This window comes from Arthrobacter sp. TMT4-20, from assembly GCF_054510775.1.
Genome location: NZ_JBTNDW010000006.1, coordinates 67,065 through 92,498, shown reverse-complemented (window position 1 = coordinate 92,498; position 25,434 = coordinate 67,065). Strand labels below are relative to the sequence as shown.

22 protein-coding genes are annotated in these 25,434 nt (G+C 64.2%); 13 read left to right on the top strand and 9 right to left on the bottom strand.

Going from position 1 to position 25,434, the window contains the following annotated elements; translation table 11 throughout:
• Nucleotides 1-82 precede the first annotated feature (82 nt).
• The 4 genes from ACX80Z_RS07665 (at nucleotide 83) to nrdR (ending at nucleotide 4,711) form a co-directional block, all read left to right on the top strand.
• Nucleotides 83-1,186, top strand: a complete 1,104-nt coding sequence (locus ACX80Z_RS07665) for a D-TA family PLP-dependent enzyme (RefSeq protein WP_459315460.1) — start codon at nucleotides 83-85, stop codon at nucleotides 1,184-1,186.
• 159 nt (nucleotides 1,187-1,345) lie between these two features.
• On the top strand, nucleotides 1,346-2,650 hold the full coding sequence (locus tag ACX80Z_RS07660) for a cation:proton antiporter (protein WP_026040871.1): 1,305 nt from the start codon (nucleotides 1,346-1,348) through the stop codon (nucleotides 2,648-2,650).
• Between the two features lie 90 nt (nucleotides 2,651-2,740).
• Nucleotides 2,741-4,102: a histidinol dehydrogenase gene (gene hisD, locus ACX80Z_RS07655; protein WP_459315459.1), complete on the top strand. Its 1,362-nt coding sequence runs from the start codon at nucleotides 2,741-2,743 to the stop codon at nucleotides 4,100-4,102.
• A gap of 111 nt (nucleotides 4,103-4,213) precedes the next feature.
• Nucleotides 4,214-4,711, top strand: coding sequence for a transcriptional regulator NrdR (nrdR, locus tag ACX80Z_RS07650; protein ID WP_019481308.1), 498 nt, complete (start codon nucleotides 4,214-4,216; stop codon nucleotides 4,709-4,711).
• A gap of 107 nt (nucleotides 4,712-4,818) precedes the next feature.
• On the opposite strand, the gene ppgK is transcribed toward nrdR, so the two are convergent.
• Nucleotides 4,819-5,658 carry a polyphosphate--glucose phosphotransferase gene (gene ppgK / locus ACX80Z_RS07645; RefSeq protein WP_459315458.1) on the bottom strand — a complete coding sequence of 280 codons (840 nt, stop codon included), beginning with the start codon at nucleotides 5,656-5,658 and terminating at the stop codon, nucleotides 4,819-4,821.
• 66 nt (nucleotides 5,659-5,724) lie between these two features.
• A complete protein-coding gene (gene map, locus ACX80Z_RS07640; protein ID WP_024477357.1) occupies nucleotides 5,725-6,603 on the bottom strand; it encodes a type I methionyl aminopeptidase in 879 nt (292 codons plus the stop codon).
• A 60-nt stretch (nucleotides 6,604-6,663) separates the two neighbouring features.
• Between map (ACX80Z_RS07640) and ACX80Z_RS07635 the strand changes: the two genes are divergently transcribed.
• On the top strand, nucleotides 6,664-6,828 hold the full coding sequence (locus tag ACX80Z_RS07635; protein ID WP_019481305.1) for an SPOR domain-containing protein: 165 nt from the start codon (nucleotides 6,664-6,666) through the stop codon (nucleotides 6,826-6,828).
• 3 nt (nucleotides 6,829-6,831) lie between these two features.
• Here ACX80Z_RS07635 and panB read toward each other — a convergent pair whose 3' ends face one another.
• Nucleotides 6,832-7,716, bottom strand: coding sequence for a 3-methyl-2-oxobutanoate hydroxymethyltransferase (gene panB, locus ACX80Z_RS07630; RefSeq protein ID WP_024477356.1), 885 nt, complete (start codon nucleotides 7,714-7,716; stop codon nucleotides 6,832-6,834).
• A gap of 132 nt (nucleotides 7,717-7,848) precedes the next feature.
• Between panB and glnA (ACX80Z_RS07625) the strand changes: the two genes are divergently transcribed.
• The 4 genes from glnA (ACX80Z_RS07625) to ACX80Z_RS07610 all read left to right on the top strand — a co-directional run bounded on the left by glnA (ACX80Z_RS07625) (nucleotide 7,849) and on the right by ACX80Z_RS07610 (nucleotide 12,795).
• On the top strand, nucleotides 7,849-9,189 hold the full coding sequence (gene glnA / locus ACX80Z_RS07625; protein ID WP_024477355.1) for a type I glutamate--ammonia ligase: 1,341 nt from the start codon (nucleotides 7,849-7,851) through the stop codon (nucleotides 9,187-9,189).
• A 13-nt stretch (nucleotides 9,190-9,202) separates the two neighbouring features.
• Nucleotides 9,203-12,214 carry a bifunctional [glutamine synthetase] adenylyltransferase/[glutamine synthetase]-adenylyl-L-tyrosine phosphorylase gene (locus ACX80Z_RS07620; protein WP_459315457.1) on the top strand — a complete coding sequence of 1,004 codons (3,012 nt, stop codon included), beginning with the start codon at nucleotides 9,203-9,205 and terminating at the stop codon, nucleotides 12,212-12,214.
• Between the two features lie 117 nt (nucleotides 12,215-12,331).
• Nucleotides 12,332-12,532 carry an AsnC family protein gene (locus tag ACX80Z_RS07615; protein ID WP_237742172.1) on the top strand — a complete coding sequence of 67 codons (201 nt, stop codon included), beginning with the start codon at nucleotides 12,332-12,334 and terminating at the stop codon, nucleotides 12,530-12,532.
• Nucleotides 12,533-12,663: 131 nt separating this feature from the next.
• A complete protein-coding gene (locus ACX80Z_RS07610; protein WP_459315456.1) occupies nucleotides 12,664-12,795 on the top strand; it encodes a hypothetical protein in 132 nt (43 codons plus the stop codon).
• Nucleotides 12,796-12,863: 68 nt separating this feature from the next.
• On the opposite strand, the gene glnA (ACX80Z_RS07605) is transcribed toward ACX80Z_RS07610, so the two are convergent.
• Nucleotides 12,864-14,288 (bottom strand): type I glutamate--ammonia ligase, encoded by a 1,425-nt coding sequence (gene glnA / locus ACX80Z_RS07605; protein WP_019483252.1) that lies wholly within the window; start codon nucleotides 14,286-14,288, stop codon nucleotides 12,864-12,866.
• 262 nt (nucleotides 14,289-14,550) lie between these two features.
• On the opposite strand from glnA (ACX80Z_RS07605), the gene ACX80Z_RS07600 reads away from it, so the two are divergent.
• A complete protein-coding gene (locus tag ACX80Z_RS07600) occupies nucleotides 14,551-14,988 on the top strand; it encodes an RDD family protein (protein WP_019483251.1) in 438 nt (145 codons plus the stop codon).
• A gap of 83 nt (nucleotides 14,989-15,071) precedes the next feature.
• Nucleotides 15,072-15,842 (top strand): type I methionyl aminopeptidase, encoded by a 771-nt coding sequence (gene map, locus ACX80Z_RS07595; RefSeq protein WP_459315455.1) that lies wholly within the window; start codon nucleotides 15,072-15,074, stop codon nucleotides 15,840-15,842.
• A 79-nt stretch (nucleotides 15,843-15,921) separates the two neighbouring features.
• Here the strand turns inward: map (ACX80Z_RS07595) and ACX80Z_RS07590 are convergent, their stop codons facing one another.
• The 3 genes from ACX80Z_RS07590 to lipB all read right to left on the bottom strand — a co-directional run bounded on the left by ACX80Z_RS07590 (nucleotide 15,922) and on the right by lipB (nucleotide 18,488).
• Nucleotides 15,922-16,674 (bottom strand): DUF4191 domain-containing protein, encoded by a 753-nt coding sequence (locus ACX80Z_RS07590; protein WP_019483249.1) that lies wholly within the window; start codon nucleotides 16,672-16,674, stop codon nucleotides 15,922-15,924.
• An 89-nt stretch (nucleotides 16,675-16,763) separates the two neighbouring features.
• Complete coding sequence (gene lipA / locus ACX80Z_RS07585) at nucleotides 16,764-17,768, bottom strand: lipoyl synthase (RefSeq protein WP_019483248.1); 1,005 nt, start codon at nucleotides 17,766-17,768, stop codon at nucleotides 16,764-16,766.
• 3 nt (nucleotides 17,769-17,771) lie between these two features.
• Nucleotides 17,772-18,488: a lipoyl(octanoyl) transferase LipB gene (lipB, locus tag ACX80Z_RS07580; protein WP_019483247.1), complete on the bottom strand. Its 717-nt coding sequence runs from the start codon at nucleotides 18,486-18,488 to the stop codon at nucleotides 17,772-17,774.
• A 107-nt stretch (nucleotides 18,489-18,595) separates the two neighbouring features.
• Here lipB and ACX80Z_RS07575 point away from each other — a divergent pair, with 107 nt between their 5' ends.
• The gene (locus tag ACX80Z_RS07575) at nucleotides 18,596-20,272 is read left to right on the top strand and encodes a serine/threonine protein kinase (protein ID WP_459315454.1); all 1,677 of its coding nucleotides are present in this window, start codon (nucleotides 18,596-18,598) and stop codon (nucleotides 20,270-20,272) included.
• Nucleotides 20,273-20,317: 45 nt separating this feature from the next.
• Here the strand turns inward: ACX80Z_RS07575 and ACX80Z_RS07570 are convergent, their stop codons facing one another.
• The gene (locus tag ACX80Z_RS07570) at nucleotides 20,318-21,211 is read right to left on the bottom strand and encodes a TIGR01777 family oxidoreductase (RefSeq protein WP_459315453.1); all 894 of its coding nucleotides are present in this window, start codon (nucleotides 21,209-21,211) and stop codon (nucleotides 20,318-20,320) included.
• 118 nt (nucleotides 21,212-21,329) lie between these two features.
• Here ACX80Z_RS07570 and ACX80Z_RS07565 point away from each other — a divergent pair, with 118 nt between their 5' ends.
• Nucleotides 21,330-24,905, top strand: a complete 3,576-nt coding sequence (locus ACX80Z_RS07565) for a S41 family peptidase (protein ID WP_459315452.1) — start codon at nucleotides 21,330-21,332, stop codon at nucleotides 24,903-24,905.
• 65 nt (nucleotides 24,906-24,970) lie between these two features.
• Here ACX80Z_RS07565 and ACX80Z_RS07560 read toward each other — a convergent pair whose 3' ends face one another.
• A complete protein-coding gene (locus ACX80Z_RS07560; RefSeq protein WP_019483243.1) occupies nucleotides 24,971-25,402 on the bottom strand; it encodes an OsmC family peroxiredoxin in 432 nt (143 codons plus the stop codon).
• Between the last annotated feature and the right edge of the window lie 32 nt (nucleotides 25,403-25,434).

The following is a 25,434-nucleotide window of genomic DNA, read 5'->3' as shown; positions in this document are numbered from 1 at the left end:
GAGGACAACCATCAGCCGGGTCCTGACGAGAATGCCTCGAGCCCACGCACGCATGTGGGGGAGGGCAGGGGACTATGGAGGAATGATTAATCCTGTGCCGGAAGGTATTGAGACCCCAGAGGTCATGATTGACCTGGACACCCTCCAGCGCAACATCGATCGGATGGCCACGGTGGTGCAAGGCAAGGGGATGGGTCTTCGACCGCATGTGAAGACCCACAAGATCCCGCAGATTGCCGCACTACAGCTGGCCGCGGGTGCGGTGGGTCTGACGGTAGCGACCATCGGGGAAGCTGAAATCTTTGTGGACCATGGTGCGACGGACCTCTTCATCGCCTATCCGCTCTGGGTCACTCCCCATCATGCCCGCCGACTGATTCAACTCAGCGCCACCGCACGGGTCGCCGTCGGGACGGATTCAGTCGAAGCCACTCGCGCGATGGGCAAGGCGCTTTCGGGTGCTGCGGACAGGATCGAAGTCCTGGTGGAGATAGACAGCGGTCACCATCGCAGCGGGGTGAGCCCATCGGCAGCGGTTGAGGTCGCTCGTTCGGCGGCCGAGGCCGGGCTAAGGGTGTCGGGGGTCTTCACCTTCCCTGGGCATAGCTATGCGCCGGGTATGCCAGTAAGCGCAGCCGATCAGGAACAAGAAGCGCTCGCGGAAGCAGCCCGGCTGGTCGGGGCCGCGGGGTTCGAGGTCTCCCGGATTAGCGGCGGGTCGACCCCGACGGCTACCCTCACACGCACATCAGCGGCAACCGAGGTCCGACCCGGAGTGTATGTCTTCGGAGACGCTCAACAGCTGGAGCTGGGGCGGTGCACCCTGGACGATATTGCTTTGACTATCGCGTCAACTGTTGTCAGCCGCCATGAAGGTGACGCTCACGCGCCACGCAGAGTCATCCTGGATGCTGGCAGCAAGGTGATCGGCAGTGACCGCCCAGCCTGGGCCACCGGGTTCGGGCGGCTCGCGGACCATCCCGAAGCCCGTATTAGCGCACTGTCCGAGCACCATGCCACGGTCAGCTGGCCCGACGGTGCACAACTGCCAACCCTGGGCGAGCGGTTGCGGGTGATTCCCAACCATGTGTGCCTAACCATGAACCTCGTGGACGAGGTGACAGTACTGAGCAGCGGCGTCGTCGTCGACCGCTGGCGGGTTGCCGCCCGCGGTAAAAACAACTAGCCTCTCTCGCACTCTGGCGGCCGGCACCCCCAGGGTGCGGCCCAGCATCGCGGGAAAGGCAGAAGCTAGGCGCTCGTCACGTGCAGTGCCGATTCGGCGTAACCTACTCTTGCGTGGTTCACACAGGGTGCACTAGTTCGCATAACGAAAGAGGTACCGGTGTTTGAAACACCGAGTGTGATATTCGCTGCCGCCGGGATTGCTGTCTTCGCAGCCGCGTTGCTGCCACGTTTGCTGCTGCGGGCCCCGGTCTCGATGCCAATGATGTTCCTTGCCGCCGGCTTCGTGGTGTTCTATTTCGCCGAAGGGCTGCCGGACCCGGACCCGATTGCGTACAGCGATGTGACAATTCACCTGAGTGAGATTTGCGTGATCGTGTCCCTCATGGGGGCGGGGCTAGCCCTGGACCGAAAAGTGGGACTAAAGCGTTGGGCCACCACCTGGCGGTTGCTCGGGATCGCGATGCCGCTGTGTTTGATCGTTTTCACGCTGCTCGGAATGTGGGTGCTCGGCCTCGGGCTGGCTGGAGCGATCCTCGTCGCGGCGGCCCTGGCGCCCACGGATCCGGTGCTGGCATCGGAAGTGCAGGTCGGAGCGCCCTCCGAAACGGAGGAAGAACTCGAAGGCGAGGATGAGGTGCGATTCGGGCTTACCTCCGAGGCCGGGCTCAACGACGGCCTTGCCTTCCCGTTCGTTTATCTCGCCATCGCCATCAGCCTGGTGGGTAGTTCGCCTTCGGCGTGGTTCCCCGAGTTTGTCGCCCTGGACGTGGTCTGGCGGATAGCCATTGGATGCCTACTGGGCTTCGGAATGGGCAAGCTGCTGAGCAGGATCTTCTTCCAGTCCCGAATCGAGAGCGCCCGGCTGGCCAGTCACTCCGAGGGCTTTGTTGCTCTCGCAGCCACCTTCCTCACCTACGGGGTCACCGAAATGGTCGAAGGATACGGGTTCATTGCCGTCTTCGTCTGCGCCGTGACTATCCGCTCAGGCGAACAGACGCACGGGTTCCACGGAGTGCTGCACAGCTACATCGAGCAGCTCGAACGGCTACTCACAGTGGTGGTGCTCGTCCTACTGGGCGGCGCCGTGGCAAGGGGACTTCTGGCAGGAGTCACCCTCAGCGAAATCCTTGTTGCGCTCGCCTTCCTCCTGCTGGTGCGGCCCATCGCGGCGTGGATCAGCCTCGCACGAGGCAGCACCGGGCCCTGGGAACGCGCCGTCATTTCCTTCTTCGGCGTCCGCGGTATCGGTTCCATCTACTACCTCAGCTACGCCCTCTCCAAGGGCGAGTTCGCGAGCGAGGATGAGACCCTATGGCGCATTGTCGGCTTGGTCATCGTCATGTCGATCCTCCTTCACGGCGTCACCGCCGCACCCATGATCAATGCCCTGGACAAGGCGCGGGAACGCAAGGCGCTTCGGGAATCCGGCACGGAAGGCACCGCTCCGAGGACCGCCATCTGAGGACGGACCACCGGGTGCGACCTTCATGAAATGTTGGTCGACGCCCGGGCATCAGCGGGGTTGTCCTGAGCTGCCCGCTAGACTTGGAGCGTGAATATTTCGCTCGCCCAACAGCCCTCGGCCGACTCTTTCGCTGACTTCCGGACCATCGATCTGCGAGGCAGTGCCCTTACCGGCGCGGCTCTCAGCGCAGTGATGCCACGACCGGAAATGGGAGGCTCCGGCGTTGAGGCCCCGGTCGCAGCGATCCTCGCCGATGTGCGGGAACGCGGCCTGGTCGCGCTGACCGAGCTCGCGCTGAGGTTCGACGGGGTCGAGCAGGCCTCTCCGCGGGTTCCGCGGGAGGCCCTGACCAAGGCCCTGGCCGAACTCGCTCCGGATGTACGGTTGGCCCTGGCCGAGTCGATCGATCGTGCCCGCCGCTTCGCCGCCGCGCAGGTTCCCGACGACGTCGAGGTGGAAATCTCCCCGGGCGCCGTCGTGACGCACAAATGGATAGCGGTCCGCCGCGTGGGCCTCTATGTTCCGGGCGGATTGGCTGTCTACCCGTCCTCTGTAGTGATGAATGTGGTGCCGGCACAGGCGGCCGGAGTCGAATCGATTGCTCTCGCCTCCCCGCCACAGAAGGAATTCGGAGGGCTCCCGCACCCGGTTATTCTCGCGGCGGCCGAGATGTTGGGCATTACCGAGGTGTACGCCATCGGCGGCGCGCAGGCCATCGCAGCATTTGCCTATGGGGTGGACGGCGGCGAGGGCGACGACGCTATCGACCGGGTGGACGTGGTGACGGGTCCGGGCAACATTTATGTCGCGACCGCCAAGCGGCTGCTCAAGGGGACCGTCGGGATTGATTCCGAGGCTGGCACCACTGAGATCGCCATACTGGCTGACAACACCGCGGATCCGCGGCTGATTGCCGCAGACCTGATCAGCCAGGCCGAACACGACCCCAACGCTGCGTCGGTTCTGATCACCGACTCCGAAGACCTTGCCGCTCGTGTCCGGGGCCACCTGTCGGCGCAGATCGCGACCACAAAACACGCCGACCGGGTGCGCGAGGCTCTCGCAGGTCAGCAGTCGGGCACCATCCTGGTGGACGACGTCGAGCACGGCATCGCTGTCTGCGACGCGTATGCGGCAGAGCACCTGGAGATTCAGACAGCCGACGCCGCTCTGGTGGCCAGCCGGATTCGTAACGCCGGTGCCGTGTTTGTGGGGGACTACAGCCCGGTGAGCCTGGGCGACTACTGCGCCGGGTCGAATCACGTCCTGCCCACCGGCGGGACCGCATCCTTCGCTTCAGGCCTGAACGTCACTACCTTCCTGAAGGCGGTGCAGCTGATCAACTACAACCGGTCGGCTCTCGAGGAAGTGAGCCAGCACATCACCAGCCTGGCCACCGCGGAGGACCTACCAGCCCACGGTGATGCCGTCACCGCCCGGTTCCACTGAAACCACTACATGTAGTAATGACACTGTTGTAGTTTTCCCATATCTAGTTCTAGAATGGTGGTGTTCCACACGGTAGCCCGGCTGCTGTCCCCACTGATCGAAAGGCGCGGCATGTTTTGTCCCTTCTGCCGTAACGCCGATTCACGGGTGGTCGACAGTCGCCTGGCCGACGATGGTTCGGCAATCCGCCGGCGTCGTCAATGTCCGGAGTGCGGACGGCGATTCACCACCGTTGAGACGACAAGCCTCAGCGTGATCAAACGCTCGGGCGTCGGGGAGCCCTTCAGCCGCAGCAAGGTGATCAACGGTGCACGGAAAGCCTGTCAGGGACGTCCGGTGACCGAAGACGACCTCGCGCTGCTCGCGCAGGAAGTCGAAGAATCGATCCGGGCCAGTGGGGCCGCGGAAATCGATGCCCACGAGGTGGGTCTGGCAATCCTGGGTCCGCTGCAGAAGCTGGATCAGGTCGCCTACCTCCGGTTCGCCAGCGTGTACCGGGGATTCGATTCCCTCGAGGACTTCGAGACGGCTATCGCGAAACTGCGCCGCGAAGCGGGCGAAGCGCCAACTGCGCCGACGGGCACCCAAAGGCCGTTGACCGCGCAGTAACACAAGCTCCGGTGGTGGCTGCGGAGGGGAAGCCGACGCCACCACCGGCACCACTCACAGACCATCGCGGCTTCGTCGACGGTCACCCGACGACACCGCCGCGATGGTTACGCGTCGGGGACTGCTGCGGCCAGTTTCGCCAGGCGCTTGAAGTGCAGTGCTGCCTGCAGTGCGGCGCCCACGATGCCCGCCTGGTTCCTCAGCTGGGCCGGGATGATGCGGGTGCGCAGGTTCAGTCCGGGCAGGTACTCCTTGCTGCGCTTGGAAATGCCGCCACCGACAATAAACAGCTCCGGTGAGAAGAGGAACTCGACATGCGAAAAGTACCGTTGCAGGCGGACCGAGTACTCGTCCCAGTCAATGCCGTCACGTTCGCGGGCGACTGCTGAGGCCCGGGTTTCGGCGTCGTACCCGTCAATCTCGAGGTGCCCGAGCTCGGCGTTAGGTACCAGCTTCCCGTCAAAGATGAACGCCGAACCGATCCCGGTCCCCAGGGTAATGACCAGAACAGTGCCGTCCACCCCCTTGCCAGCCCCGTACCGCACCTCGGCGAGACCGGCTGCGTCGGCGTCGTTGATGACGTGCACATCGCGGTCCAGCACTTTGCTGAAGAGGCCGTCGACGTCGGTGTCGACCCAGCTCTGGTCCACGTTGGCTGCGGAACGGGCGATGCCGTGCTGGATGATGGCCGGGAAGGTGACACCGACCGGCACCTCTGGGCCGGGTGCGCTGGGCCGGGTCGACAACTCAGCGACAATCTGCGCCACGACTTCGGCGACGGCTTCAGGAGTGGAGGGCTGCGGGGTGGGCACGCGGAAGCGTTCCCCAACGATCTCACCCTCGACCAGGTCGACGATGCCACCCTTGATGCCGGTGCCGCCGATATCGATGCCGATCACTGTGTTCGGCAGGGACTTGCCCTGCTTCTTCTCGCTGCTCTTGCCCATGGTTCTCCAGGTGTAGGTGGGGGTGGGGGGTCGCCGGCGCGGCGGAGCGCCGCGGGAACCCGGTGGTTAGGGGACGGTAAGGATCTCGGCGCCGCTGTCGGTCACCAAAAGGGTGTGCTCAAACTGGGCGGTGCGCTGGCGGTCCTTGGTCAGGACCGTCCACTCGTCCGGCCACATGTCCCACTCGATGGTTCCGAGGGTGAGCATGGGTTCAATGGTGAACGTCATGCCCGGTTCGATAATCCGGTTATAGGCCGGGGCGGCATCGTAGTGGGGAATGATCAGCCCGGTGTGGAAGGCTTCGCCGACGCCGTGGCCGGTGAAGTCGCGCACCACTCCATAGCCGAACCGGCGGGCATAGGACTCGATGGTCCGGCCAATGACATTGATTTCCCGGCCTGGAGCCACCGCCCTGATGGCACGGTTCAGCGATTCCTTGGTGCGCTCGACCAGGAGGCGGGATTCGTCGTCGACGTCGCCCACCAGGAACGTGTAGTTGGTGTCGCCGTGGACGCCGTCAAGGTAGGCGGTGATGTCAATGTTCAGGATGTCGCCGTCGCGCAGCACGGTGGTGTCGGGGATGCCGTGACAGATCACTTCATTGAGGGACGAGCAAAGCGATTTCGGGAATCCGCGGTAGCCCAGGGTCGAAGGGTAGGCGCCGTGGTCCACGAGAAACTGGTGGCCTACCCGATCCAGCTGGTCGGTGGTCACCCCGGGCTCGATGTGGCGGCCAACCTCGACGATGGCCTGTGCGGCCAGCCGGCTCGCACGGCGGATCTTTTCGATGGTTTCAGGAGTCTTGACCTCGGACCCGGTGAAGGGGGCAGGTCCGCTGCGCCCAACATACTCGGGGCGCGGAATACTCACCGGGACCGGTAGTTGGGGACTGACGGTTCCTGGTTCGAGTGTTCCAACGGGTGCACTGACGGATTGCTGAGGCATACTCTTGATCTTATAGGCGCCACGGCGTCCCGCCGAAAGTCACCATCAAGGAGGACCCTCATGGCCGAGTTCTGGTACAACGTGCAAACCCACGAGATCGAGGAGGACGCGCAGTCAGATTGGCGGAAACTGATTGGGCCCTACCCCACACGTGCGGAGGCCGAGCGTGCCCTGGAAAAAGTAGCCCAGCGAAACCAGGCGTGGGATGCCGAGGACGAGCAGTAGCTCCTAGAAGCTGTGCTCCGGCCCGGGGAACGTCCCGTTCCGGACCTCCTCGCCGTACGTCGTCGCAGCCGCTGCGAGCACTGAGCGGACGTCGGCAAACTGTTTGACGAACTTGGGTTGGCGGCCAGTACGAACCCCGGCCATGTCCTGCCATACCAGGACCTGGCCGGTGGTCGAGTTGCCTGCGCCAATCCCAATGGTCGGTACGCGAACGGCGCGGTCGACGGCGGCAGCCACCTCGGCGGGCACCATCTCCATGAGCACACAGAACGCTCCGGCTTCGGCGAGGGCGACGGCGTCGTCAATCAGTTCCTGTGCTGCGTCCCCACGGCCCTGGACCCGGTACCCGCCCAAGGCATGCTCGCTCTGAGGGGTGAACCCGATATGGGCCATGACGGGGATACCGGCGGTCGTCAGGGCACGGACGGTGTCGGCGTAGTGGCGGCCGCCCTCCATCTTGACGGCATGAACCCCTCCCTCTTTCATCAGGCGGACCGACGATTCGATGGCCTGCGCGGGGGAGATTTCGTAGCTGCCGAAGGGCAGGTCACAGACCACCAACGCCCGGGTGGCACCGTTGATGACGGCACGCGAGAAGATGATCATCTCATCGACGGTGATCGGCAGGGTGGTGGTGTAGCCCAACACGTTGTTGGCGGCAGAGTCGCCGACGAGCAGCACCTCGATGCCGGCGTCGTCGAAGATCTCCGCGGCGTACTGGTCATAGGCAGTGAGCATGGCGAAGCGGCGTCCATCATTCTTCGCCTGCTGCAGGTGATGAGTGCGGATCCGGGCCGGAGTCCGCGGCTGCGACGCGGCCGGTGCGGCCCCGGCGTCGGCATCGCGGGCACCCGTGCCGTAGGGCGCTGGAATCTCTGCTGAAGTCATATGTCGAGCCTACTTCAGAAGCCCGGGTGGCACGCGGGCTTAACAATGCGTGAGTATCAGTAGAGTGAACTGGTGGACCGACACTCATGATGACACCCGGGACACACACCGACAGCATGAAAGAGGGTAGCTATGGACCGGCAGCAGGAATTTGTACTGCGTACCATCGAGGAACGCGATGTGCGGTTTGTGCGGCTGTGGTTCACCGACGTTGTGGGTTCCCTGAAGTCGGTGGCATTGGCTCCGGCCGAGGTGGAGGGTGCATTCGAGGAGGGCCTGGGGTTCGACGGTTCGTCCATTGAAGGGCTGGCCCGCGTCTTCGAGTCCGACATGCTGGCACAGCCTGATCCTTCGACCTTCCAGATCCTGCCGTGGCGTGGAGAGAAAGAACCCACATCGCGGATGTTTTGCGACATTCTCACCCCCGATGGCATGCCGTCCACCGCCGATCCGCGCGGCGTCCTGAAAAGGACGCTCGCGAAAGCCGCCGACATGGGGTTCACCTGCTACACCCACCCCGAGATTGAGTTCTACCTGCTCAAATCCGATGAGCTGGGACCAGATGGACAGCCTGTGCCCGTGGACCAGGCCGGCTACTTCGACCATGTTCCCGGTGGCGTGGCGCAGGACTTCCGGCGCACCGCCGTCGCGATGCTCGAATCGGTGGGCATCTCGGTGGAGTTCAGTCACCACGAGGCCGGTCCCGGCCAGAACGAAATCGATCTGCGCTACGCCGACGCGCTGCAGACCGCCGACAACATCATGACCTTCAGAACCATCATCAAGGAGGTGGCGCTGACCCAGGACAGCTATGCCACCTTCATGCCGAAGCCGTTCTCCGACCACCCCGGCTCTGGGATGCACACCCACTTCTCCCTGTTCGAGGGCGACGCCAACGCGTTCTACGAAGCGGGCGCCGAGTTTCAGCTGTCCAAGACAGCACGCCAGTTCATTGCCGGCATCCTCAAGCATGCACCGGAATTCACTGCCGTCACCAACCAGTTCGTGAACTCCTACAAGCGCCTCTGGGGCGGGGGAGAGGCCCCAAGCTACCTCTCCTGGGGCCACAACAACCGGTCAGCCCTGGTCCGCGTTCCCCTGTACAAGCCCAACAAGGGCCAGTCAGCCCGCATCGAATATCGCGGCATCGATTCGGCCAGCAATCCGTACCTCGCCTACTCGGTGCTGCTCGGTGCGGGTCTGAAGGGTATCGAGGAAGGTTACGAGCTGCCACCGGGTGCCGAGGACGACGTCTGGAGTCTGACCGCCACCGAACGGCGCGCCATGGGCCACGACCCGTTGCCAGCGAGCCTGCATGACGCCATCCGGGTCATGGAGGACTCGGAACTCGTGGCGGGAATCCTGGGCGAGCAGGTCTACGAGAACTTCCTGCGGAACAAGCGGGCCGAATGGCATGATTACCGCATCCAGGTCACGCCCTACGAGCTGCGCCGTAACCTCGGGATCCTCTAAACTGGCGCCCGCCATGAGCCTCAACCGCCAACTCATCAGCCGGGGTTTCACCGACCTCGAGAAAAGCTCCCGCTTTCTGGACGCGCCCGAATTGCGGGACATTCCGGAGGTATCGCTGTTCGGCGGGTTGGCGCGCTCAGCCAACCCCGATCTGGCGCTGCAATCCCTGGTCCGGCTCTTGGCGGTACAACCTGATCTTGCGGCCGTGGTGGCCGACGGCGGTGTGGGCAGCGAGCCGCTGTTCAGGTTGCTCGGCGCCTCTGAGGCCCTTGCCGAATTCCTGATGCGGCGACCCGAGCACCTGGACACCGTCAAGGTCATTCCTAGCCGGAATCCCGGCGGGGTGTCAGCGGAACTGTTGCGGTCTTCGCTGCTCGAGTCGGTCGGCGCCGATCCGTCGTCGGGCACCCCCGTCGCGGCCGGGGGTGGCAAGGAATCGTATGCGCTGCTGCGGGCACGCTACCGCCGTCACCTGGTGGAACTGGCGGTCAGGGACCTGTGCTCGGCGTCGCCGGTGGACTATCTGCCGACCGTCGGCAAGGAGCTGGCCGATCTGGCAGCCGCGGCGGTTGAGGCAGCGCTGGCTGTTTCACGGGCGGAACTGGCTGACAGCTTCTCGGCCGCTGACATAGCATCGGTGCGCCTCGCGGTAATGGGGATGGGCAAGTGTGGTGCGGGAGAGCTGAACTACATTTCCGACGTCGACGTCATCTACGTGATTGAGGCACCAGACCTCGCCGAGGAGCTTGCCGTCCGGATTGGGACGTCGCTGGCCTCCGGAATTTCCCGGGCTATCACGTCAAGCGGGATTGAGCCCGGGCTGTGGGAGGTGGACGCCAACCTGCGGCCCGAGGGGCGCGAAGGCCCACTGGTGAGGACCCTCGATTCCCACCTGTCCTACTACGCCCGGTGGGCCCAGAGTTGGGAGTTCCAGGCACTGCTGAAGGCCCGGACCATCGCTGGCGACGCCGATCTGGGGCGTCGCTACGAGGAGTCAGTCGCGCCGCTGGTCTGGAACTCCTCGGAGCGTGAAGGCTTCGTCGACTCGGTGCAGGCCATGCGCCGCCGGGTCACCGACAACATCCCGTCCCATGAGGCGGAGCGTCAGCTCAAGCTCGGCCCCGGCGGCCTCCGGGACGTCGAATTCACCGTCCAGCTGCTCCAGCTGGTGCATGGCAAGGCCGACGAGTCGATCCGGATCCGTGACACGACCTCGGCCATCGCCGCGCTCAGCGCCGCAGGCTATATCGGTAGGACCGACGCCAGGGCGTTCGACGAGTCGTACCGCTACCTGCGGGTGCTCGAGCACCGGATCCAGCTCGTCAATATGCGCCGCACGCACCTGATGCCCGAGGACGACGCGTCGCGACGGGCCCTCGCCATGTCATCCCAGGGCGCCCAAAGCACCACCCGCCCGGCCGCGGCAGCCCTGATTGAACAGTGGCAGCAGACCAAGCGCCTCGTGCGGGGCCTGCACGAGAACATCTTTTACCGTCCGCTGCTGAACACTGCCGCGAATCTCAGCATCGACGAGGTCAAGCTGACCCCCGAGGCAGCCCGGGCGCGGCTCGCCGCCCTGGGCTACCTGGACCCCAAAGTCGCGATGCGTCACATCGAGGCACTCACCTCGGGTCTGAGCCGGCGGTCGGCGCTGCAACGCAACCTGCTGCCGGTCCTCCTCGGCTGGCTGGCCGATGGGGTGGACCCCGACGCGGGCCTGCTGGCCTTCCGGCGGCTCAGCGAGGGCCTCGGCCAGACCCACTGGTACCTTGGCATGCTCCGTGATTCCAAGGCGGCAGCTGAACGGCTATGCCACATCCTCTCTAGTAGCCGGTTCATCGCCGACCTGCTGGAAGTGTCACCGGAATCCACCAAGTGGCTCGGCAACGACAAGGACCTGATCCCGGTCGGGTTCGAAGCCCAGTGGACAGAAATCCAGTCAAAAATGTCCCGGCACCCCGAACCCCGCGAAGCGATGCGGCTGATCCGGTTGATCCGCCGCCGGGAACTGCTGCGCATAGCCACCGCCGACAGCTCAGGGCTGCTGGATCAGGCCGCGGTAGGGGCCGCCTTGTCCGCGACTGACCGGGCAGCGATCCTCGGCGCGCTGCATGTCGCAGAGGGTGCTGTCTTAGCGAACGAGGAGCCGCTGACGGACGTCGTCGTCGTGGCAATGGGGCGGCAGGGCGGCCGCGAGATCACCTACGGGTCGGACGCCGACGTGATGTACGTGCACCGTGCCCGTCAGGGGGCGAGCGAGGAGGCGGCTCAGGGGCAGGCGGAGCGGATCGTCAGCCAACTGTCGGCGCTGCTGCAGCAGCCCTGCTCTCCGGCAATCCAGGCGGAGCGGGTCCTGGAAATCGACGCCGACCTGCGCCCCGAGGGGAAACAGGGTCCGATGGTGCGGTCGCTCGAGTCCTTCCGCGAGTATTACCGGCGGTGGTCGCTGGTCTGGGAGTCGCAGGCCCTGCTGCGTGCCCTGCCCATCGCAGGAAGCGATGACCTCGCCGCAGCATTCACCGAACTGATCGACCCCATCCGCTACCCGGAGACCATCTCGGGCCAGGGGGTGCGGGAGATTCGCCGGATCAAGGCCCGGATGGAATCGGAGCGGCTGCCGCGGGGAGCCGACCCGTCGCGGCACCTGAAGCTCGGTAGGGGAGGGCTGAGCGACGTCGAGTGGCTGGTGCAGCTGCTGCAACTTCAGCACGCTCACGCGAATGATGCCCTGAAGACCACCTCGACCCTTGCGGCAATGGACGCGATCGAGGCTGCCGAGCTACTGTCCGCCTCCGACGTGCTCACGCTGCGTCAAAGCTGGTGCCTCTCGAGCCGGGTGCGGGCCGCGAACGTGATCTGGAGCGGCAAGGCATCAGACCTGTTGCCGTCGTCGCGCCGTGACCTGGAGGCGGTGGCCCGCTGGTGTGGTTACGGCCCCGGGATGGGTGCGTTACTGGAAGAGGACTACCTGCGGCTCACCCGTCGCAGCCGGGCCATCTTCGAGCGGTCCTTCTACGGCTACTGAGACACTTTTCTGGTCCGGTTCCGGGTCCTGCCGACGGAGTTACCCATCCAGCCGACGGAGTTCACTAGAAATTCACGCCAGTTGTCAACTATGGTTGACATCATGGAGGTGGAACGCATGAAAACGCTCGTCGGATCGCTCGACGACGGCGGACCGGTCAACCGGTTGCAAGCCGTCAGCGAACTGCGTCAGGAAGTTGGCCGGGCCGAGACAGTGGCCGTCCGGCAGGCACGCCAGGCGGGGCTGTCCTGGGAGGCTATCGCCCAGGCACTCGGGGTCACCCGTCAGGCCGTGCACAAAAGGTACGGGAAGCGCTAGACCTTCGTAGCCACGACACGGTCCAGGATTCACGGCGGCAGCTTGCGCAGTTCCATCAGCATCAGCCGTTACCTTTTGGTATCAGGAAAGAACCTTCAGGAAGGATGCTCGTGATGATGGACCACAGTGCAATGACGCAATCTGGTGTTCGATCACTGCTCGCCGCGGTCGGAGCAATCGGTATCGAAGCTGCCACGAGGGTCAGCACAGCGGTGCGGGACGCCGTCATGGTGCTCACGTCTCTCGACGAAGCGTCCTACTGAATCGCCGCAGCTTTAGCGAAAAAGAAGACCCGCACGGTGATCCGTGCGGGTCTTCTGCCATCTAGAGACTAGACGCCGTAGTAGAGCTCGAACTCGTAAGGGTTCGGGCGCAGTGACAGCGGGATGATCTCGAATTCGCGCTTGTACTCGATCCAGGTGTCGATGAGGTCCTGGGTGAAGACGCCGCCGGCCTGCAGGAACTCGTTGTCGGCCTCAAGGGCGAGCAGAGCTTCCTCCAGTGAACCCGGAGCCTTCTGGATATCCTTGGCTTCCTCAGCGGGGAGCTCGTACAGGTCCTTGTCGATCGGATCAGCAGGCTCGATCCGGTTCTTGATGCCGTCAAGGCCAGCCATCAACTGGGCTGCAAAGGCCAGGTACGGGTTGGACGAGGGGTCCGGCGCACGGAACTCGATGCGCTTTGCCTTCGGGTTGGAGCCCGTGATGGGGATTCGGATACCAGCCGAGCGGTTGCCCTGCGAGTACACCATGTTGACCGGTGCTTCGAAGCCCTTGACCAGGCGACGGTAGGAGTTCACCGTCGGGTTGGTGAATGCCAGTACCGCCGAGGCGTGCTTCAGCAGGCCGCCAATGTACCAGCGGGCCATGTCGGAGAGTCCCGCGTAGCCGCGCTCGTCGTAGAACAATGGCTCGCCGGCGCTCCACAGCGACTGGTGGCAGTGCATGCCCGAACCGTTGTCACCGAAGACAGGCTTCGGCATGAACGTTGCCGATTTGCCCCACGCATCGGAAACGTTCTTGACGATGTACTTGAACTTCTGCAGGTCATCAGCAGCATGCGTCATGGTGGTGAACTTGTAGTTGATCTCAGCCTGGCCCGCGCCACCTACCTCGTGGTGGGACCGCTCAACCTCGAGGCCGGCGTTGTCCAGTTCGACGCAGATCGCGTCGCGGAGGTCAGCCTGCTTGTCGACAGGAGAGACAGGGAAGTAGCCGCCCTTGAACGGGGTCTTGTTGCCAAGGTTCCCGCCCTCTTCCTCGCGGCCGCTGTTCCAGGGAGCCTCAATCGAGTCAACCTTGTAGAAGCTGCCCTGGGGCAGGGACTCGTACTGCACGTTGTCAAAGATGTAGAACTCGGCTTCCGGGGCGAAGAACGCGGTGTCCGCAATGCCGGTTGAGCTCAGGTAAGCCTCAGCGCGTTCTGCCACGCCGCGAGGGTCGCGGTGGTAAGGATCGCCGGTCCGAGGGTTCACAATCGAGAAGCTCAGCGCGAGCGTCTTCTCCATCCGGAAGGGATCAATGAACGCAGTCGTGGGGTCCGGTATCAGCTGCATGTCCGACTCGGCGATTCCCTGGAAGCCGCGGATCGATGACCCGTCGAACAGCTGCCCGTTCACAAAGAAGTCTGCATCGACTGTCTTCGCGGGAACGTTGAAGTGCTGCTGCACTCCGGGAAGGTCGGTGAATCGGACGTCGACAAACTTCACGTCTTCGTCAGCGATGAACTTGAGGACTTCGTCCGCATTCTTGAACATCGTTTATGCTCCTAACGCATGTGGGGGTAACGACCGGGCGCAGATCAGTGGCATTGAGCGCCGCCGCCGCAATGATTACAACTGTACGAGTTGGCAGTTTCCCACTGGTGTCGCAATTGTTTCCGGCACGTTACTTAATGGCTGGTCTGGACTAAAGGCTCTTTCAGCCTAGCCTGATTTGGCGCTGCGGGTCAGATGAGGCGTCTGGATGACGACGACCGCGACGCGCAGCCCCGCGGTGTGAACGCGTTAAGATTAAGGAGTGGTAGACAGAAACGACATCGGCTCATGGCTCGGCGGAACCCCCTCCGACAGTTCCACCGACTGGCCGGGCAAGGGGATGGGGCGTCCTAAAACCGGTCCCGCATCAATCGCCCGTCCCGGCCGCAGGGTCGGCGCACTGCTCATTGACTGGGCGCTGGCGTCGCTGATCTCCTACGGTTTCTTCGACTACAACAGCTTCGCCACCCTGGGAATTTTCGCCCTCACCCAGGTCCTGCTCGTAGGGTTCTTTGGCTACAGCATCGGGCATCGAATCATGGGCATGCAGGTTCAGACGCTCACGGGACGCCCGGCCGGATACGGCAAGGCGCTGGTCCGGACCCTCCTGATCTGCCTGGTGATCCCGGCCGTCATCGTGGACCGCGACCAGCGCGGAGTCCACGACCGTGCAGTCCAAACAGTTCTGGTCAGGATCTGACCAGAACTCCTCACCGCATCAGGGGACAGCGCGGCTTCCTAGGCTGACCCGGATAAACACTGACTTCAAACGAAGGACACCGAATGATCGAGATCCTGAACAAGGCCGAACTGAGCCGGGCGAAAGACGCCGGAGCGTTGGTCGCCAACATCCTGCAGACGATGAAGAGCCGGGCGAGAGTCGGCGCCAACCTGTTGGACATCGACAACTGGGCGAAGACGATGATTGCCGACGCCGGTGCCGAATCCTGCTATGTGGACTACGCGCCGTCGTTCGGACGCGGGCCGTTTGGTCACTACATCTGCACCGCGGTCAACGACGCTGTGCTTCACGGGTTGCCCCACGATTACGCTCTCGCGGACGGGGACCTGCTGACCCTCGACCTCGCCGTATCAAAGAACGGCATTGCCGCTGATTCGGCGATCAGCTTCATCGTCGGCGAGGCTCAGCCCACGGAGAGTGTGGAGATGATCGGGGCCACCGAACGTGCCCTGAAGGCAGGCATAGCCGCAGCGGGTCCCGGTGTGAAGATTGGCGACATTTCCTACGCAATAGGTCGGGTCCTTACCGATGCGGGGTATCCGATCAACACCGAATTTGGTGGACACGGCATCGGTTCGACGATGCACCAGGATCCACATGTACCCAATATGGGTCGGCCAGGACGTGGCTATGTGCTCCGGCCCGGGCTGCTGCTCGCGTTGGAGCCGTGGGTCATGGTGGACACTGCGACACTCGTCACCGACCCTGATGGATGGACGCTGCGGAGCGCCACCGGCTGCCGGACGGCCCACAGCGAACACACCATCGCCATCACCGACGACGGCGCGGAAATCCTTACGCTACCCAACTAAAAGGGCCGACCTCGCTTCGGTGAGAAACACTCTCCGATAGCGAGGTCGACCCTCAAACCAATCCTGCGTTCGTGCGGACCTAGCGCCCCCGCATGGCCTTGCGGTCCGGACGAGCCTTGAACGGATCAACGCCCTTGGGGATCGGCAGCTTGGTGCCCAGGGCGGTCAGCCGCTTGTTGACCGCCTGAACTTCCTGCTTGGTCAGATTCTTCTTGAGTTTCTGCGCCTTCTTGGCGACCTGGGCCAAGGGCACCTGGCCCTCGCCGCGACCGGCTTCGATGACGTGAACCTTCACGTTGGGGACGATCCGCGCCATCTTGCGCTTCTCAGCATCAGCGAGCGGTTTGACCCGAGCCGTCGGACCTTCGGTAACCAGCACGATGCCAGGCCGGCCGATAGCGCGGAAGACCGCATCCTGCGACCGCGGGTTCATCGCGACGGGCTGATCCTGCAGGATCCAGCCTCGCCGAAGCACACTGAGTGCGGCGCCGGCAGCCCCGGGCTGTCCTTCGATCTGCGAGAACGCGGCACGCTCGGCACGACGGGACAGGATGAACACTGCGGCGAGGAAGCCCAGCGGGATGGCGATGATCAGCATGGTGATCCAGTTTTGGATCAGGAAACCGATGACCAGACCGACGGCGACGATCGACAGGAACGCCAGCAGCATGATCCACACCACGTTGGGATCATTCCGCCGGGTCATCTTGAAGACCTCGGAGATTTGCTTCATCCGCCCGGTCTTCTTCGGTCCCTTTTCGGGCTTCGGCTTCCGGGAAAAGAGGCGTCGCTTAGGGGTGGATGATCCGTCTGATTCAGTGCTGTTGGCCATAATGCTTCAATTCTACGTGATCCAGGTCGCTGATTGGACGCGTCGAAACCACCCCGGCCCAATGCCTTGGGTGGCGGCTCGCTGTCGGGCTAGCCCGTGGGCGCGAGGCTTGACGCCTCCTGCAACGTCGATCCGGAATCCTCTATGTGCGCCAGCGCTGCGGGCAGTTCCAGGCCCTTCTTGCGCATGGCGCGCGCCCAGAGTCGGCCGGCACGGTAGGAGGACCGGACTAACGGTCCGCTCATGACGCCAAGGAAACCGATCTCTTCGGCCTCCTCACGGAGTTCGACAAATTCCTGGGGCTTCACCCAGCGGTCCACGGGGAGGTGGCGTTCGCTGGGTCGCAGGTACTGGTTGATCGTGATCAGGTCGCAGCCGGCGTCGTGCAGGTCCTGCATGGCTCCAGAAATTTCCTGCCGGGTTTCGCCCATGCCAAGGATCAGATTGGATTTGGTGACCATGCCCAGGTCCCTGCCCTGGGTGATGACGTCCAATGACCGCTCGTAGCGGAACGCGGGCCTGATGCGCTTGAAGATCCGGGGGACCGTCTCGACGTTGTGCGCGAACACCTCGGGTGCAGCATCGCAGATCGCCTGAATGTGCTCAGGTTTGCCCGAGAAATCGGGAATGAGGATTTCGACGCCGGTGCCGGGGTTCATGCTGTGGATCTGGCGAATAGTCTCGGCGTAAAGCCAGACACCCTCGTCCTCAAGATCATCGCGGGCGACGCCGGTCACGGTGGCGTAGCGCAGATTCATTGACTGAACGGACTGGGCCACCTTGAACGGCTCGCTCCGGTCCAGCGGTTGCGGCTTGCCGGTATCGATCTGGCAGAAGTCACAGCGACGGGTACACTCCGAACCGCCGATCAGGAAGGTGGCTTCGCGGTCTTCCCAGCATTCGAAGATGTTGGGACAGCCCGCCTCCTCGCACACGGTGTGGAGGCCTTCCTTCTTCACCAGGTTCTTCATCGCCACAAACTCGGGGCCGATGTTCACCTTCGCTTTGATCCAGTCGGGTTTACGCTCCACCGGGGTCTCGGCGTTTCTCGCCTCAATGCGGAGAAGGCGGCGTCCTTCGGGGGCCAGACTCACGGGTCATGCTCCTTCCGGCCGGATCAGACCGGCTGGGTTGGCTGTGCTTGACGGGCGGAAATCTTCTGCCGCCTCGGCAACCAGTAATAGTTCATTCTTGCGCAGTTCGTCTTCAATCCGCGAAACGATGTCCGCTGGGGTCACCCTGTAGCCGGTTTCAGCGGAGATTGTGGTCACGCCAGCGTCGGAAATTCCGCACGGCACAATCTGGGCGAAGGGTGCGAGGTCGTTGCTGCAGTTCACCGCGAACCCATGCATGGTGACCCGGCGGTTAATGCGAATCCCGATGGCGGCAATCTTGCGGTCCGGACGGGTGTCATCGGCGGCGACCCACACCCCTGACCTGCCGTCGATGCGGATCCCGTTGATCCCGAAATCTTTCAGGACCGCGATGATCACGTCTTCAAGAATGGCCACGTAGCCGGTCACCCTGGTGGGTTCCGGCAAAGCCAGGATGGGATAGCCCACCAGTTGGCCGGGGCCATGCCAGGTGAGTTTCCCGCCTCGATCGACCGGTACCACCGGCGTCCCATCAAACGGTCGCTCCTGGTCCTCGGTGCGCCGCCCTGCCGTATACACAGCACTGTGTTCCAGCAAGAGGACTGTGCTCGGTGCTGTTCCTGCCACCACACCGGCGTGGAGCTTCCGCTGCAAATCCCAGCCAGCCTCATAGTCAACGAATTCCGGATCCAGTCCAACACGCGAATATTGAAGTGTCATGGGGTTAAGGGTAGACCTGCGCGGGGACATCGCTGACATTGATGCATGCCACGGGGCTGCTGTGGATAACTTCTGCGAGGTTTTCCGGGATCCGCTACAACTGGTGCATGGACAGCAGCCGCACCGGCAAGGGTGGCGGGGAGGAACCGATTTCCACCCCGCCGCTGCTTGCGGGTTACCAGTGTGAGCGTCTGCTGGGTCGCGGCGGCAGCGCGAACGTCTGGCTGATTCGGAACGACTCCGGAGAGTTCTTCGCGTTGAAGGTTCTTGGCCCGGCCCGCGCTGATCCCCTGCGATCCGATGCTGTGAGTGGCGAGGAGCGGTTCCTTGCCCGGTTCCCGCATGAGCATTTGGTGACCCTCCATGAAGTGATCCACACTGACCAGGGGATGGGCCTCCGGATGGAATACGCCGCCGGAGGGTCGTTGCTGAACCTCGTCTCCGTGAGAGGCCCTCTTCCTCCGGGGGAGGTTGTCACGGTGCTGACCCCGCTGGCGCAGGTGCTGGCGTTCCTGCACGGCCTGGGAGCCGTCCATGGGGACGTAGCGCCCGGCAACATCCTGTTTACGGAAGTGGGTAAACCGCTGTTGGCTGACTTCGGGGTCGGTCGGCTGCTGGGGGAAGCCAGGCATCGTGCGGGCGGCACACCAGGCTTCCAGGAGACGCCTCAGGACCCTGACGGGTTGAATACCGAGGCTGACATCTATGCGCTTGCCGCTGTCGGCTGGTTCGCCCTGACCGGGCGGGTTCCGGGGCCGGCGATCCAGCGGCCGCCGCTTTCCCTGCTGGTGCCGGAAGCGCCCGAGGACCTCATGGACCTCATCAACTGGGGCCTGGAAGGAGAACCGGGGGAGAGACCCACCGCCAGCGAATTTGCCCGGGCCGTGCAGCGCACGGCGCAGGCCGAGCCGCTTGATCTGGTGGCAGCCGTCCACCCGGATGTGTTGCCGCATCTCAGGACGCGCAGGTCCACTACTGGTTCAGCCAACCCGCCAACGGGACGGCGCCGGTCGGCAGGCAAACACCGGCCCGCAAAACGTCGGCCTGGCGATCACCAGTCGGGCGAACATCAGCCCTCCGATCGCCGGCCAGCAACCTATCGGACCCGCCGTCCGGGCCGGCTAGTCGGACTGGCGGTTACCGCCCTGAGCATGATTGTGCTCTCCGTCTGTGGCGCACTGTTCGCAGGCACGCTGCTGGGAATCGGGGGAGAGGCCCCGGGCGCGCTGGATGGCAGCGGCCCTTCCAGTACTCCGCCTGGCCAGGGTGAGACTGCCGCCGCGGCAGAGATCCAGCCGTCGCAGGAGACAACCCGCTCCACCGGGGCGGCCCCCACCGCGGCCGTTGCGTCCACTACACTCGCCGACGCCGATCCCCTGACGGTCCTGCCTCTCCTGTCCCGGCTCAGGGAACAAGCCTTTGAGACTGCCGACGCCGAACTCCTGAAGCTGGTCAATGTGCCCTCATCACCAGCCATGGCCGCCGACGAGGAAGCAGTGCTGGAACTGAGGGACCGCGGACACACCCTGTCCGGGCTCACGATTGAACTGACAGACCTCACACCGGTCGAACTGTTATCGGGCGCCGCCGTGGCGACTGACAGTGCCGGTCCTGGCGGCCAGGTTGTTGCGGTCGCCGCCACGGCCACCACCTCTGGCTTCGCCGAGGTCACCCCCAGTGGAGATGTGCACCGGACCGAGACCTCGCCAGTGACCCAGCAACTGGTCTTCGTCCTTCAGCGAGGACCTGATCACTGGCGGATTTCCGCCGTCCACGAGCCCTAGAACCCGGGGCGCCGCCCGTTGTTTGTTGGTGTTGTTCCGGCTCGGTTATCGGGACTCGCGAACCCATCGGGCCAGGTCGTCCAATGAACTGTGCCGGAATTTGAATCCCGCATTCTTGAGCACTGTGGGGTCAAGCCGTGCGCTTGGCAGTAACAACTCCTTGGCCAGCTGGCCAAGGACCGCGGTCAGGACCCACTCAGGAACCCTGAAGCGGGTGGGCCGGTTCAACGCAGCACCGAGAGCCTCGGTCAGGTCGGTCAGCGTCGCGGGGGAAGGCGAGGAGATGTTGACCGGTCCGCTGACCTCAGCCTCAAGGAGGAACGCCATCGCTCGAACCTGATCATCAAGGGTCACCCACGGCCACCACTGGTTTCCCGATCCCAACGGCCCGCCCACAAAAAATCGCAGCGGGACCAGCAACTTGGGCAGCGCGCCGCCGCTGGTGGACATCACCACACCGGTTCGCATGAGGACAGTACGTACCGACGAGGGCGCCCGGAGTGCCTCAGCTTCCCACCGCCGACAGATGTCAGAGAGCAGCAAATCACCCGAGGCTGCGCTCTCCGGCAAAATCTCGGACCCCCGGTTGCCGTAGTAGCCAGACGCCGACTGGCTGAGGAATACTGTCGGCGGTGAATCTGCCCGACGCATGCTCTCGACCAGGGTGCGGGTCGCGGTCAGCCGGGAGGAGTACAGCGTTTCCTTGTAACTCCTCGTCCACGGCGCCCCGGCGATGCCCGCGCCCGATAGGTTGACCACTGCATCGGTGGCATCCATGATCGCCGGATCGAGGCCTCCGGCCACAGGATCCCACTGGACTTCGTCAGGCCCCGACGGTGCCCGGCGGACGAGCCGTTTCACCTGATGTTTTCCCGGTTCCAACTGTTTGATGAAGGCCTTGCCAATGGTTCCGGATGCACCGGAAATCAGAATTCTCATACCCCTATCCCACCACCCCGACGGTCCCAATGGGAACCACAGGCTCCGCCCGTGAGGACGGGCTTCACCGCGGCCCCTCGACGCCACTGCCAACAAGGTTCGTGGCTATGATCGTCGGATGGGTTCCTCACACTATTTGCGCTTTCCACATGTCCACGGTGACCTGCTCACTTTCGTAGCAGAAAACGATGTCTGGGTCGCACCATTGTCGGGGGGACGCGCCTGGCGGATCTCAGCAATGCAGCTGCCGGCCCGCGGGCCCCGACTCTCTCCCGACGGAGCAACCATCGCCTGGACCGTCACCCAGGCGGGTGCACCCGAGGTTGTCGCCGCCGACACCGAGGGCGGAAACTTCCGCAGACTGACCTATTGGGGCCACCAGAGCACGAAGGTTCGTGGTTTCACGGCTGACGGGGAGGTCATCGCCACCAGCGCGTTCCGACACGAGGACCCGCGCCACGCCTGGGGCTACCGGGTCCCGCTGGACGGCTCCGCCCAAACCGCGTTCCCCTACGGACCACTCGATGCGATAGTGCCCGGCCCGGCTGTCGGCGACGAGCGTCCCCTCGTTATTTCCAGCGTTTTGACCCGCGAGCCCGCCTGGTGGAAGCGATACCGCGGCGGAACAGCCGGCAAACTCTGGATGGATGCGGACGGGTCGGGGGACTTCGCCCGGTTCCTCCCCGAGCTCGACGGCAACCTGGCCGACCCGATGTGGATCAATAACCGGTTGGCCTTCCTGTCTGACCACGAAGGCTACGGCAACCTGTACTCCGTGACACCCCAGGGTGAGGACCTGCAACGCCACACCGACCACGAGGAGTTCTACGTACGGCATGCCACCTCCGATGGCACCCGGATTGTGTTTGAGTCCGCGGGATCGATCTGGCTGCTGCAGTCGCTCGATGCTGAACCGGTCAAACTTGATATCTCACTCGGCTCAGCCACCACCGGACGGCGCCCCCAGCCGCTGAACGTGGTCAGACACCTCGCGGCAGCCACCCCGGTAGCGACGGGGTCTGCCAGCGTCGTCGAAAGCCACGGCACCCTGCACTGGCTGACGCACCGGGATGGACCGTCACGCGTGGTGGAGGCCACCGCGGGTGTTCGCGCGCGGCTGGGGCGGCCCCTCGGCGTCGACCGTGTGGCCTACATCGCCGACCACGATGGTGAAGAAGCGCTGTATATCCGCAACGTCTTTGACGCGGGCCTTTCCGCCGGCACCGACAGTCCTGCGTCAGAATCCACCTCATCGGCCGCCGCCGGTCCCTCAACACACGCAGCGCAGGAGCCGGATCTGCCGGCCCCCGTTCCCGCGGTCAGAACGTCCGACGGCGCAGGCCGCCCCGGCGCTGACGTCCCCTCGGGTTCCGGGCACCAGCCCGGGGCGAAGCCCCAGCCCGGTGATGAAACCCAGTCCGAAGGGGGCGCGCCCGACTCGGACATTGTCACCGCACAGGACATCGCAGCAGCGGCAGGCCTGTCGCGGTGGGCATTCGATGGACCGTTCCGGGCCAGCAACCTGGTCACCAGTCCCGACGGAACCCGCGTGGCTGTGGCCGGCGAGATGGGACAAATCCTGGTCCTCCAGATCTCCACCGGCGAACTCTTCACCCTGGGCTCAACCACCCACGGCGCGGTCGATGACCTTGCGTTTTCCCCTGACTCGCAGTGGCTCACCTGGGCGGAACCGGTGACGGGTGAAGGTGCCAGGACCCGGGTCCGGCTGGCCCGGGCGGAGTCCGGTGCCGAGATCCTCAATGTGACCGATGGCCGGTTCCGGGATCACTCACCCGTGTTTACCCGCGACTGCCGGTACCTGGCCTTCCTTTCTGACCGCAGCTTTGACCCGGTGTATGACACCCACCGTTTTGACCTGAGCTTCCCGGTGTCCACGAAACCCTTCCTGGTGGCCCTCGCCGCTGACACGCCGTCACCGTTTGGGCCGTCGGTGCATTCGACAGAAGCCTTGGGGGCCGCCGGATCCCAGCGGTCCGTGGGCGGCAGGGACGACGACGGCGAACCGGACCTGTGCGTCGTCGTCGATCCTGATCGACTGGCAGAGCGGATCGTTGCGGTACCCGTGCCCCAGGGCGGCTATGAGGGGCTTCGCGCGGTGGATGGCGCGTTGCTGTGGACGGCAACCGAGCGCTTCGGTGTGACCGGTGACGGTCGGGCCACCACCACGGCCAAAGATCCGGCGAAACGGTTGGAGCGCTTCGACCTCGCGAAACGCGACGCGGAGACACTGGCAGCCGAGGTCGACAGTTTCGAAGTTAGCGCCGACGGCGGCAGGGTTGTGCTCATCCACGCCGGGAAGGTGACTGCTGTCCCAACGAAGGGCAAGGTGGAGAAGGACTCACCCGACCACGTCGAGGTGGACCTGGGCCGGATCCGGGTGCTCCTCGACCCGGTCAGCGTGTGGCGTCAGGCATTCGACGAGACCTGGCGGTTGCAGCGTGACTTCTTCTGGGCCGAAGATATGGGCGGCGTGGACTGGCCAGCCATCCGGGACCGGTATCGTCCCCTGGTGGAGCGGCTCGGGTCGCACGACGACCTGGTGGACGTCCTGTGGGAGGTTCACGGGGAGCTGGGGACATCCCACGCCTATGTCACTCCGCTGCTGTTCGGGGAGCCGGGAACCGGCGCACAGGGTTTCCTCGGCGCCGAGTTGGCCCCATCAGCCCACGGCTGGGTGGTGCAACGCATCTTCGCCGGGGAGTCCTCCGATCCGCAGGCGGTCTCCCCTCTGACTGCGCCAGGGGTGGCAGTCGCCGAGGGAGATATCATCGCAGCGGTGGACGGTGTCCCAGTACCGTTGGCCCACGGCCCGGCCGTGCTCCTTACCGGTGCCGCCGGCCGAACGGTCGAACTCACAGTTCTCCGGCCCTCAAGACAAGACGCAGGGGAGGACACGGAGGAAAGCGCAGGGGATGAAACCCACGCCGCATCAGTCCGGCGCGTTGCAGTAGTTCCGCTTCGCAGTGAGGAACGCCTGCGCTACCAGAATTGGGTCAACGCCAACCGGGCAATCGTCCACCAGGCCTCGGGCGGCAGCTTCGGCTACCTTCACATCCCGGACATGGTGGCGCGCGGCTGGGCGCAATTGCACCGTGATCTTGACCGTGAAACCGCACGCGACGGCCTGGTGGTCGACGTGCGACGCAACCGTGGCGGCCACACCTCGCAACTCGTGGCCGAACTCATTGGCAGGAAGGTCACCGCCTGGTCCTTCCCCCGTGGTGAGCAACCAGGTACCTATCCCGCGCATGCCCCGCGCGGACCCGTGGTCATCCTCACGGATGAGTTCGCGGGATCCGACGGCGACATCATCACCCAGGTAGCCAAACTCAGGGGCATCGGGCCCGTCATCGGCACGCGCACCTGGGGTGGCGTCGTCGGAATCGATGGCCGGTTCGCGCTGGCCGACGGCACCGCCGTCACACAGCCGCGATACGCATTCTGGATGACCGGCGGCGTCGGGTGGGGTGTGGAGAACTACGGGGTGGACCCCGATATCGAGGTCCCGTTCCCGCCGCACGCCTATGCGGCTGGGGAAGATCCTCAGCTGGAGCAGGGTGTCGCAATCCTGCGGGAGATGATCTCCGAGCTACCCACCGATGTACCGCCGGTGCGGACCAACCACCCCCAGCTCAACCCGGGCCCGTTACCGCCACGGCCGACGAAGAGCTAACCCTCCGGGGAAAACAAAAGAGGCGGTCGACCGGATATCCGGTTGACCGCCTCTTTTGCGTGGAACTAGGACTGCAGGGTTGCCTCAACAGTGATGCTCTTGACCCCGGCCAAGGCCTGGGACACAGGGCAGCCGGTCTTGGCGGACTCGGCGATCCGCTGGAAATCAGCGTCCTCAATGTCCGGGATCGCAGCGTTCAGGATCAGCCGGATGGCGGTGATTCCTTCACCGGGCACAAAATCAACCTCGGCTTTGGTCTCAATCCGGTCGGCCGTCTTGCCTTCCTCGCTGAGCGCCAGGCTGAACGCCATGGAGAAGCATGAGGAGTGGGCGGCAGCAATCAGCTCTTCAGGGCTGGTCTTGCCGCCTGCTTCCTCCGAACGGGCTTTCCAGGTGACGTCGTAGGTGCCAAGTCCCGAACTGTCGAGGCTGACCTGGCCGCTTCCGGCCTGCAGGTTGCCGCTCCAGACGGTGTGGGCGTTACGTACTGTAGCCATAACTGTTCTCCTTCATGGTTGATTACTGACCT

Excerpts from the sequence above, each read along its gene's own strand:
- panB (WP_024477356.1), bottom strand. The coding sequence starts at position 7,716 with ATGACTTCAGCAGAGATTCCAGCGCCCTACGGCACGGGTGCCCGCGAT.
- glnA (WP_024477355.1), top strand. The coding sequence starts at position 7,849 with ATGGACCGGCAGCAGGAATTTGTACTGCGTACCATCGAGGAACGCGAT.
- ACX80Z_RS07565 (WP_459315452.1), top strand. The coding sequence starts at position 21,330 with ATGGGTTCCTCACACTATTTGCGCTTTCCACATGTCCACGGTGACCTG.
- glnA (WP_019483252.1), bottom strand. The coding sequence starts at position 14,288 with ATGTTCAAGAATGCGGACGAAGTCCTCAAGTTCATCGCTGACGAAGAC.
- ACX80Z_RS07620 (WP_459315457.1), top strand. The coding sequence starts at position 9,203 with ATGAGCCTCAACCGCCAACTCATCAGCCGGGGTTTCACCGACCTCGAG.
- map (WP_024477357.1), bottom strand. The coding sequence starts at position 6,603 with ATGCCTCAGCAATCCGTCAGTGCACCCGTTGGAACACTCGAACCAGGA.
- ACX80Z_RS07560 (WP_019483243.1), bottom strand. The coding sequence starts at position 25,402 with ATGGCTACAGTACGTAACGCCCACACCGTCTGGAGCGGCAACCTGCAG.
- ACX80Z_RS07610 (WP_459315456.1), top strand. The coding sequence starts at position 12,664 with ATGACGCAATCTGGTGTTCGATCACTGCTCGCCGCGGTCGGAGCAATC.
- lipB (WP_019483247.1), bottom strand. The coding sequence starts at position 18,488 with ATGACACTTCAATATTCGCGTGTTGGACTGGATCCGGAATTCGTTGAC.
- ACX80Z_RS07575 (WP_459315454.1), top strand. The coding sequence starts at position 18,596 with ATGGACAGCAGCCGCACCGGCAAGGGTGGCGGGGAGGAACCGATTTCC.
- nrdR (WP_019481308.1), top strand. The coding sequence starts at position 4,214 with ATGTTTTGTCCCTTCTGCCGTAACGCCGATTCACGGGTGGTCGACAGT.
- ACX80Z_RS07570 (WP_459315453.1), bottom strand. The coding sequence starts at position 21,211 with ATGAGAATTCTGATTTCCGGTGCATCCGGAACCATTGGCAAGGCCTTC.
- ACX80Z_RS07635 (WP_019481305.1), top strand. The coding sequence starts at position 6,664 with ATGGCCGAGTTCTGGTACAACGTGCAAACCCACGAGATCGAGGAGGAC.
- ACX80Z_RS07665 (WP_459315460.1), top strand. The coding sequence starts at position 83 with ATGATTAATCCTGTGCCGGAAGGTATTGAGACCCCAGAGGTCATGATT.
- ACX80Z_RS07590 (WP_019483249.1), bottom strand. The coding sequence starts at position 16,674 with ATGGCCAACAGCACTGAATCAGACGGATCATCCACCCCTAAGCGACGC.
- ppgK (WP_459315458.1), bottom strand. The coding sequence starts at position 5,658 with ATGGGCAAGAGCAGCGAGAAGAAGCAGGGCAAGTCCCTGCCGAACACA.
- map (WP_459315455.1), top strand. The coding sequence starts at position 15,072 with ATGATCGAGATCCTGAACAAGGCCGAACTGAGCCGGGCGAAAGACGCC.
- ACX80Z_RS07615 (WP_237742172.1), top strand. The coding sequence starts at position 12,332 with ATGAAAACGCTCGTCGGATCGCTCGACGACGGCGGACCGGTCAACCGG.